This window comes from uncultured Murdochiella sp., assembly GCF_902488755.1.
Lineage (GTDB): Bacteria > Bacillota > Clostridia > Tissierellales > Peptoniphilaceae > Murdochiella.
The window spans coordinates 20,443-27,699 of record NZ_CABTXF010000015.1; the positions used below are offsets into that span (position 1 = coordinate 20,443).

Consider the following 7,257-nt stretch of genomic DNA (forward strand, 5'->3'; position numbering starts at 1 on the left):
TTTTATTCCTCCTCTTTTTCTTCCGTTCTTGTCACGCTAAATCGCCGATACTCGCTAACCTTCGCATATCGCTCGAAGATCTCCGGCATTTCTTTTTTTAGTCGTCTACTGTCAAGACGCTTTGACTGTAAAAGTCGCCACGTAATGTGGGCGCTATCGCCGACGATCGCCTTTTCGCTATTCTGCATGGCAATCTTCACGTCCTGCTCCATCGCCTCAATTTCTTGGCTTAGTGCGTCGCGCTGGTCTTTGAGGTAAAAGTACATCCCGGTATCGAAGGCTTTTTCATCCAACAAAACGGGATCCCCTCCGCCATCTGCCCGACCGGGAAAGAGTTTGTTGATTGCCTCAGAGCAAGCGCTCGTTCCGTCCGGGTTTGGCATCTCCCCTGTCTCGACGAAGCACCAGAACTTTTTCTCCTCTTCGACAAGGATGTGGATCGTGTCCTCATCTCGCGCAATCTCGCGGATCTCAAAGCCATCTCCTGCGCCAAACATTACCGCGATATAACACTTTTTCGCGCCTGTCACTGCCATGTAGTGTTGGCATTGAATCTCGTAGTGGACGGGAATCATGCCATCTGCCCACTGATTACGGTTCCATGCGGAAGTCGTCTTAATCTCTAAGATAGCGTCCTCGTCGACAAGCTCCCTATCGATATCTGCGAGCATCCACGGATATTTAGTGGAAACCATCATGGCGTTGTTGCGACGGACTTTCTTTCCCGTCTCCATCACGAAGCGTCTTGCGACAATTTCTTCTGCGGCGTTTCCGTACCACATCTTTAACGCCTGCTTGGAATCATCTTCTGCGTCATCTCCTTTTTTGCTCTTGCTAAGCCACACGGAGAAGGGCGATGCCCAAGGGCTAAGCCCGACGCATCCGGCGGCATCAGATCCGCCGATATAGCCTTGGCGAATCGAAAGCCACTTCTCATGGCTAATTTGTGCTTTATTTGCGATCACGTTGAATTTGGTTTTATCCATGGCATCACCAGCACCGATCCGCCCACTGACGATCTGCATCGTCAAAAGCTGCCGCTACTTCGGGATCCTCGACCTCGACATAATGGGTGTGGCGTTTCAAACAAGAATCACATATACGCATTTCTCCATCGTCGTAGGCATAGTCGCCGTCATAAATTGGCGAGAAGCAAACCGAACAATATCCGTAGCATAGTCTTTCCATTTTTTCCTCCTCATGTGGTATACTGAGGGCGCAAGAGGCTTAATCCTGCACCTTTTGACCATCGTCGTCACGGACGGTGGTCATCTCTTTTTCTAACATGCCCATAAAATTTAGGATTTTTCTTCCCATAAGTTCTCCACCTTCTGCTCGAAGGCGCTCATCGACGTTTATGTTTTCGGATTCTGCAAAGCGATGGGACGCCCAAAAAAGAATCTCTATATACATTTTCAGATCTTTCCATACTTTTTCGTAATCCATGCCGCATCTCCAATTACTTCTTCAATCATTTTCTGCCGCTGCGCATCAAACAAAAAGTCGATATATTTTGATAGTGCTTCCTGCTGCTTTCTCTTATCCGCGGAAGACAAGGAATCCATAAAAGCATCTATTGCGTAACATGCCGTCCTTATATCTTCTTCGGTCAGTTGTTTGCTCATCTTTTCTCCTCCTATCTCGTCACCATAAAGTAGAAAAGCCAACTTCCCACCAGCACGTATCCCACCGTCGCAAATGTCGCTGCAACCGCAAGGATGGTCTTCAGCACCGGGTGCATCCGTGCGAAATTAAACGTCCAGCCGATTTTCTTTCTGCGTTTTTTCATGTTGCTTCTCCTTCCTATATGCGCGTATAGCGTGAACTCTTTGCGCCGTCTAAAAAGTCCTCGATATCCGTGTCTTTGTAAAAGTGTGTCTTTCGCCCCATGTCGATGAAGGAAAGTCCTTCTTTTTCCCAGTCCGTGACGGTATTCTTTCCGATACCGAAATACTCCATCAGCTCGCTTCGTGTCATGTAGCGTTTCACGGCGTTTCCTCCTTTCATTCCTTAATCAGTTTCTTCATCTCGTCCAAGGAAAAGTCCAACATGTCGGATAAAATGACAACTTCCTCCAACGTGAATTTCCGTAGCCCTTTTTCTTTCTGGTGGACGTTTGTCACCGTGATATGAAGCCTTTCCGACACATCTTTAAGCCGCACATGTTTTTCTATTCGCTTTTCGTGAATATAGTTTCCTATTCTTGTGTGCATCGCTTTTCCTTTCCACAACATATAGTGTTTTCTCGAACATCGTGTTATAATAATTCCATCAAGAACATGTGCCAGCGTGTTCCTCTGAAATTCACCATGAAAGGAGGGACGGCAATGCGTTCTACTCTTACTGGAGCGGATGAATTCGTGAAACGTCTTAATGATCTGCAAAAATCCACTCAGTCAATCGATGGTGAAGTCCCGCTTTGCGAAATCCTTACTGATGATTTTGTTAGAGAAAACACAACTCTGAAAACCTTCGACGAGTTGATGGAATCGGCTAACATTCATTGCGATAAAGATTTCGATGAAGCCTCTTCGGACGCGCTTGACGATGCCATACAAAATGTGAGTTCATACAAGACATTTCAAGAATTTGTGAATGACGCCGCAAGCGAATATGTCATGAAGAAGTTAGATTTCTAACTCATCTTGAAACATGGAAAGCTGTTTCATCTCGTCCAACAGATGGGACAGCTTTTCAATTTCTTTTTGGAACTCGTCAATTCTCATGCCGTTAATCGTTAAGTACAGATTCACGTCGATGTATGCTGTTTTTTTCATTATCCTTCCTCCTTTCATCGTCACGTTAGGGCTAAAGAATTAACCCCAAAATGAGCACCGCAACTATAATTCCGGTGTAACAAACAAGCCCCCAGAAAAACCTGTCTTTTCCTAAATCGCTATCTGCTTAACTTTCGAAGTGCAGTTGCCTCGGTTTGTCGTATCCGCTCACGTGTTACGCCAAACAAGTTACCGATTTCTTGCAGCGTTCTCGTCTCGCCATCCTCTAAGCCAAAGCGCAGGATGAGCACCTTCTTCTGTCGTTCGTTCAAACACTCCCCATGCTTTTCGAGTGCGTCTTTCAGGAGTTTTGGATCGATGTCGTGATTGTTCATTCGTTTTCCTCCTTCCCTTCGTTCCTATTTGCACTCTACTCTTCTTCTTCTTCTTCCTTGTCAAGGGGTTGACGGTTTTATTTATGTTTCCTTTTAAGTATCAAATTTACTTTGATTTGCAAGGCAAAAAAATATAGTCCAAGTCCATCTTGTACAGTTTGCTCAATGATTGTGCTTGACTAAGCGTTGGCTCAGAACGCCCATTTTCCCAATTAACAATCGTTTGTTTGGAAACCTTCATTTGCTTTGCAACTTGATCTTGTGTCATGGAAGCATTAACTCTCGCAGCAGCCAATGAAATTCGGATTTTTTGCATCTTCCCTCCTTTCTCTTTTTCCCGTATAGCCGTTAGACCAGCTTGAAAATCATCCTTTCTTTTGCGTATAAAACACGTATAGTAAATACAGGATGAGCGCTGATTGTATGACATCTACTATAGCTTTTGCCATTTTTGACTCCTTTCCTTATTGTTTCCTCTATTGACAATGAGTGCCGGGTACTCTATCCTTAAGCAAGAGGGGGCTGAGCCCCTCTTGCTTACTCCAGTATCACTTTTAACAATTCCACAATTGCGGTGATAAGGGAGATGATTCCTGAGGCGATGGCGAGTTTCATAGCTCGCTTTTCGTCTTTTTTGTTTCCCTTGCTACTCATTATTACCTCCTCTCTTTCTTTGATGGTTATATTCTAAATCAAATTTAATTGGATGTCAATACCAAAATACAATTATTTTTTATTTTTAGTTGTTCGGCATCAAATATAACTATATAATGAGATTAACGGAGGTTACTGCCATGGATGAACTAAAGCAAAAAATAATCTTCTCAAAGAATCTTCGCCGATATGTATCTGATGTTGGAAAAACACAAGTCGAGATTTCTTCCGCTATTGGAGTATCTCCTCAGACCTTCAACACGTGGATGCAGGGAATTGCAATACCAAGAATGGGCAAAATTCAAGCTTTATCTGACTATTTCCACATCAACAAATCTGATCTCATTGAGGACAAAACCGACCTCGATACCATCATCAACCGCCACCCCGACCTGCACCCCATTCGTAAAATCCGAAGTGTCCCCATCCTCGGAACGATTGCCTGCGGAACGCCAATCTGGGCGGAAGAAAACTTTGAAGGCTACGTCGGTATCGACCCGGCGCACATGGACGGAGAATTTGCGTTAATCTGCAAAGGCGACAGCATGGTGGACGCAGAAATCCACGACGGCGACATTGTCCTGATGAAAAAGGTTTCGGATGTGGAAGACGGGCAAATTGCTGCCGTTTTAATCGAAGATGAGACAACCCTAAAAAGGGTCTATAAGAAGGAAAATCTGCTTGTCTTGCAACCCTGCAATCGGAGCTATAGTCCCATCATCTATAGCTATGAAGAAGTGGAAGATAACGGTATCCAAATTATCGGTGAGTGCGTGGGTGTGTATCACCCGAAGAAGAGGTAAATGAAGGGGAATGGGAAAAATAACTTAGCCGCATGAAAAAGTATATTTCTATTGAATTTCCATAGAGAAAGTCATTTTTAGTTGATTTTTATCATGATTCATGATAATATCCTATCACACTAAAGGAACGGCTCGTGTTAGAGCCTGAATGAGGGAGACTTTCTTCGGATGGTCTCCCTCATTCTTTTTAGGAGTGTAGCATGAAGCCATTTAAAACGATTGATGAACAAATTCAGATTCTAAAAAGCCGCGGTCTTAACTTTGAGAACGAAGACGCCGCTCGAAAGATTCTAATGCATTATGGATATTATGAAATTGTAAATGGGTACAACAAATTCTTATTATCATCGGGTGAAAGATATAGGGAAAATGAAAAATTTGAACATCTGTTTGCCATATATCGGCTTGACCGTGACCTTCAAAACAACGTCCTTCAGGTCACGCTTGAGGTTGAGAGTCTGTTAAAAACGTCGCTTTCCTATTTCATTGCCAAAGAATATGGCCATGATGAAAAGGATTATTTGAAGCGAACAAATTATAAAAGTGGGCATCGATTGTTTTTCCCGGACGGTCGTCCTAAGAAAGACAAAAATGGTAAAGATTTATATGAAATTGATTCTACTTTTAGAAAATTCAAGAATATTCTGAAGGATAACATTGAGCCGTTTAGACACTACAGAGAGGATCACGGCCATATTCCACCATGGATACTTTTTAAGGGGTGTTCATTTGGCAACATTCGCCATTTCTATCAACTTCAAACATCAAGTATCAAAGATTCTGTTATGCGGACAATGATGGGGTTCCCTGAAGAGGATATATTTACACTTACTGAACCCGCAAAGAAAGTCTTCTCTGATGCGATATTTGTTGCACAAAAGCTTAGAAATCGAGCTGCACACGGAGGGAGAATTGTCGGATACAGAGTTGATAGCCAAAATATCCAGTTTAGCGATTATCTCTTCGAAAAATTAAATATTACAGAAGAGCAGTTCAACGAAGGATATGGAAAAGGGAATTATTACAGTCTTTTTGCATATTTGCAATTATTTGATGATAAGCGGCCACTGGTTCTATTAAGCCTATGTACTAAAGTGGCGTTAGATGAATACTTTAAATTATACCCAGATGACCGGGTTCTCATTTTTGAATCCCTTGGCTTTCCGCCTAAAGAATACGATAAATCCAACGAAGATATTTTTATGGGATTTGCATCATATAAAAAAAGATAACCCCGGGCACATAGGAATGCTCAGCGTAGGTCTACTCTGTCGCGGAACCCAGTGTTTCTCCCTCACAAGTTATCTTTTCGCCTATAGTATATCAGATCTTCCATTTCTCGAAAACGTTGAAATCTCGCAATTTGCCGACGTCGGCAAATTCGTAGATTTAGGGGTTGGCCTAAGAGAGATATAAGATATAGAAAGGAGCCCCCATGACCATCAGCGCATACGAAACGAAAAAGGGTAAGCGGTGGAAATTTAATGCCTATGTCGGCATGGATCCCGACACGGGAAAGCAAATCATCACATCACGTGGTGGTTTTACCAGCAAGAAGGAAGCAGAATCCGCCTTGCGTACCATGCGCTATGAGTTTGACCATAAGATCCTGCGTGCATCGACCAATGCGACATTCCGCGATGTTACCGAAAGATGGCTTACAGTCTATAAAAACACGGTCAGGGATTCCACCTATCAGAAGACGTTGGAATGCTTGCGAATTCATATTCTTCCGGCTTTTGGCGAGAAGAACCTCGACTCTATCCGAGCGCTGCAGTGCCAGGACTTCGCCAACCATCTCTCTACGGTATTTAAGGACTACCGTAAGAAATATCGAATTGCCACGAGAATCTATGATTATGCCATCGCTGTTGGTGCCACCAATCGAGCAAACCCGTTTCTGCGTGTCGTTATGCCAAAGAATGATACGTCCTATGCGCCGACGCCCTTCTTTGAGAAAAACGAGCTTGCCGAGATACTGGATGCCATGAAAGATAACCAAAAGTGGTATACCTTCTTTCGTCTTTTAGCGTACACCGGTCTTCGGCGTGGTGAAGCGTTAGCTTTGTTATGGTCGGACGTGGACTTTAAGGCGGGAACACTGACGATCAGTAAGACGCTTTCTACCGGCATAGACAATGTTCCCGTCGTCCACGAGACAAAAACCAAGTCCGGTATGCGCACGATTGATATTGACCGAGAAACGCTTGGAATACTGAACGACTGGCGAGCAGCGCAAAAGACGCTATCTATGAAGGGGTTTATGTTCCCCTCCAAAAACGGAACAGAAATGTCCGTCTCAAAGCCTTACGCCTATTTCCAACGTGTTGCAAAAAAGCTCGGTATCAAAGGTACCATTCACTCCTTCCGGCACACGCACGCTTCTATGCTATTTGAAGCAGGATGGTCGATCAAAGACGTACAAGAGCGTTTAGGTCACAAAGATTTTAAGACGACAATGGACATTTATACGCACGTCACCAAACGCAGAAGAAAAGAGTCCATGAAGGACTTCGAAAAATACATTTCATGTTAGATTTCATGTTAGATTTTTTCGTTAAATATGGGGCATTCAGGGATAACGAGTGACAAAGCAAAATCACATGAACATTGAAAAATGCCCATTCCGTTGATTTCAACAGAACGGGCATTTTTGATTTTGGATCTGATGGGATTCGAACCCACGAC

The 7,257-nt window shown here is 43.6% G+C and carries 13 protein-coding genes and 1 pseudogene; 4 read left to right on the top strand and 10 right to left on the bottom strand.

The window, feature by feature from the left end; genetic code table 11:
• Positions 1-2: 2 nt before the first annotated feature.
• The 7 genes from RDL68_RS02890 to RDL68_RS02920 are packed head-to-tail and all read right to left on the bottom strand — an operon-like array spanning position 3 to position 2,213.
• Positions 3-986 carry a lambda-exonuclease family protein gene (locus RDL68_RS02890; RefSeq protein ID WP_308540173.1) on the bottom strand — a complete coding sequence of 328 codons (984 nt, stop codon included), beginning with the start codon at positions 984-986 and terminating at the stop codon, positions 3-5.
• Between the two features lie 4 nt (positions 987-990).
• Positions 991-1,188 carry a hypothetical protein gene (locus RDL68_RS02895; protein ID WP_308540174.1) on the bottom strand — a complete coding sequence of 66 codons (198 nt, stop codon included), beginning with the start codon at positions 1,186-1,188 and terminating at the stop codon, positions 991-993.
• Between the two features lie 39 nt (positions 1,189-1,227).
• A complete protein-coding gene (locus tag RDL68_RS02900; protein ID WP_308540175.1) occupies positions 1,228-1,446 on the bottom strand; it encodes a hypothetical protein in 219 nt (72 codons plus the stop codon).
• Positions 1,416-1,625 (bottom strand): hypothetical protein, encoded by a 210-nt coding sequence (locus RDL68_RS02905; RefSeq protein ID WP_308540176.1) that lies wholly within the window; start codon positions 1,623-1,625, stop codon positions 1,416-1,418. The genes RDL68_RS02900 and RDL68_RS02905 overlap by 31 nt, the downstream gene beginning before the upstream one ends.
• Positions 1,626-1,636: 11 nt before the next feature.
• Positions 1,637-1,789 (bottom strand): hypothetical protein, encoded by a 153-nt coding sequence (locus RDL68_RS02910; RefSeq protein ID WP_308540177.1) that lies wholly within the window; start codon positions 1,787-1,789, stop codon positions 1,637-1,639.
• Positions 1,790-1,803: 14 nt separating this feature from the next.
• Entirely contained in the window at positions 1,804-1,989 is a 186-nt protein-coding gene (locus RDL68_RS02915; protein ID WP_308540178.1) for a hypothetical protein, read from the bottom strand.
• Positions 1,990-2,003: 14 nt separating this feature from the next.
• Positions 2,004-2,213 (bottom strand): helix-turn-helix transcriptional regulator, encoded by a 210-nt coding sequence (locus RDL68_RS02920; protein ID WP_308540179.1) that lies wholly within the window; start codon positions 2,211-2,213, stop codon positions 2,004-2,006.
• A 114-nt stretch (positions 2,214-2,327) separates the two neighbouring features.
• Here RDL68_RS02920 and RDL68_RS02925 point away from each other — a divergent pair, with 114 nt between their 5' ends.
• Positions 2,328-2,639: a hypothetical protein gene (locus RDL68_RS02925; RefSeq protein ID WP_308540180.1), complete on the top strand. Its 312-nt coding sequence runs from the start codon at positions 2,328-2,330 to the stop codon at positions 2,637-2,639.
• Here RDL68_RS02925 and RDL68_RS02930 read toward each other — a convergent pair.
• From RDL68_RS02930 to RDL68_RS02940, 3 genes and pseudogenes are all read right to left on the bottom strand, one after another.
• Positions 2,628-2,777, bottom strand: a complete 150-nt coding sequence (locus tag RDL68_RS02930) for a hypothetical protein (protein ID WP_308540181.1) — start codon at positions 2,775-2,777, stop codon at positions 2,628-2,630. The genes RDL68_RS02925 and RDL68_RS02930 overlap by 12 nt on opposite strands.
• 119 nt (positions 2,778-2,896) lie before the next feature.
• Positions 2,897-3,085: pseudogene (locus RDL68_RS02935) on the bottom strand (sigma factor-like helix-turn-helix DNA-binding protein); the annotation flags it as partial.
• 133 nt (positions 3,086-3,218) lie between these two features.
• A complete protein-coding gene (locus RDL68_RS02940; protein ID WP_308540182.1) occupies positions 3,219-3,428 on the bottom strand; it encodes a helix-turn-helix transcriptional regulator in 210 nt (69 codons plus the stop codon).
• Positions 3,429-4,056: 628 nt separating this feature from the next.
• On the opposite strand from RDL68_RS02940, the gene RDL68_RS02945 reads away from it, so the two are divergent.
• The 3 genes from RDL68_RS02945 (at position 4,057) to RDL68_RS02955 (ending at position 7,105) form a co-directional block, all read left to right on the top strand.
• Positions 4,057-4,569 (top strand): S24 family peptidase, encoded by a 513-nt coding sequence (locus RDL68_RS02945; protein ID WP_308540183.1) that lies wholly within the window; start codon positions 4,057-4,059, stop codon positions 4,567-4,569.
• Positions 4,570-4,769: 200 nt separating this feature from the next.
• A complete protein-coding gene (locus tag RDL68_RS02950) occupies positions 4,770-5,801 on the top strand; it encodes an Abi family protein (RefSeq protein ID WP_308540184.1) in 1,032 nt (343 codons plus the stop codon).
• Positions 5,802-6,004: 203 nt separating this feature from the next.
• Positions 6,005-7,105: a tyrosine-type recombinase/integrase gene (locus tag RDL68_RS02955; protein WP_308540185.1), complete on the top strand. Its 1,101-nt coding sequence runs from the start codon at positions 6,005-6,007 to the stop codon at positions 7,103-7,105.
• The last annotated feature ends 152 nt before the right edge of the window (positions 7,106-7,257 follow it).

Excerpts from the sequence above, each read along its gene's own strand:
- RDL68_RS02890 (WP_308540173.1), bottom strand. The coding sequence starts at position 986 with ATGGATAAAACCAAATTCAACGTGATCGCAAATAAAGCACAAATTAGC.
- RDL68_RS02925 (WP_308540180.1), top strand. The coding sequence starts at position 2,328 with ATGCGTTCTACTCTTACTGGAGCGGATGAATTCGTGAAACGTCTTAAT.
- RDL68_RS02930 (WP_308540181.1), bottom strand. The coding sequence starts at position 2,777 with ATGAAAAAAACAGCATACATCGACGTGAATCTGTACTTAACGATTAAC.
- RDL68_RS02945 (WP_308540183.1), top strand. The coding sequence starts at position 4,057 with ATGGGCAAAATTCAAGCTTTATCTGACTATTTCCACATCAACAAATCT.
- RDL68_RS02940 (WP_308540182.1), bottom strand. The coding sequence starts at position 3,428 with ATGCAAAAAATCCGAATTTCATTGGCTGCTGCGAGAGTTAATGCTTCC.
- RDL68_RS02895 (WP_308540174.1), bottom strand. The coding sequence starts at position 1,188 with ATGGAAAGACTATGCTACGGATATTGTTCGGTTTGCTTCTCGCCAATT.
- RDL68_RS02950 (WP_308540184.1), top strand. The coding sequence starts at position 4,770 with ATGAAGCCATTTAAAACGATTGATGAACAAATTCAGATTCTAAAAAGC.
- RDL68_RS02920 (WP_308540179.1), bottom strand. The coding sequence starts at position 2,213 with ATGCACACAAGAATAGGAAACTATATTCACGAAAAGCGAATAGAAAAA.
- RDL68_RS02910 (WP_308540177.1), bottom strand. The coding sequence starts at position 1,789 with ATGAAAAAACGCAGAAAGAAAATCGGCTGGACGTTTAATTTCGCACGG.
- RDL68_RS02905 (WP_308540176.1), bottom strand. The coding sequence starts at position 1,625 with ATGAGCAAACAACTGACCGAAGAAGATATAAGGACGGCATGTTACGCA.
- RDL68_RS02900 (WP_308540175.1), bottom strand. The coding sequence starts at position 1,446 with ATGGATTACGAAAAAGTATGGAAAGATCTGAAAATGTATATAGAGATT.
- RDL68_RS02955 (WP_308540185.1), top strand. The coding sequence starts at position 6,005 with ATGACCATCAGCGCATACGAAACGAAAAAGGGTAAGCGGTGGAAATTT.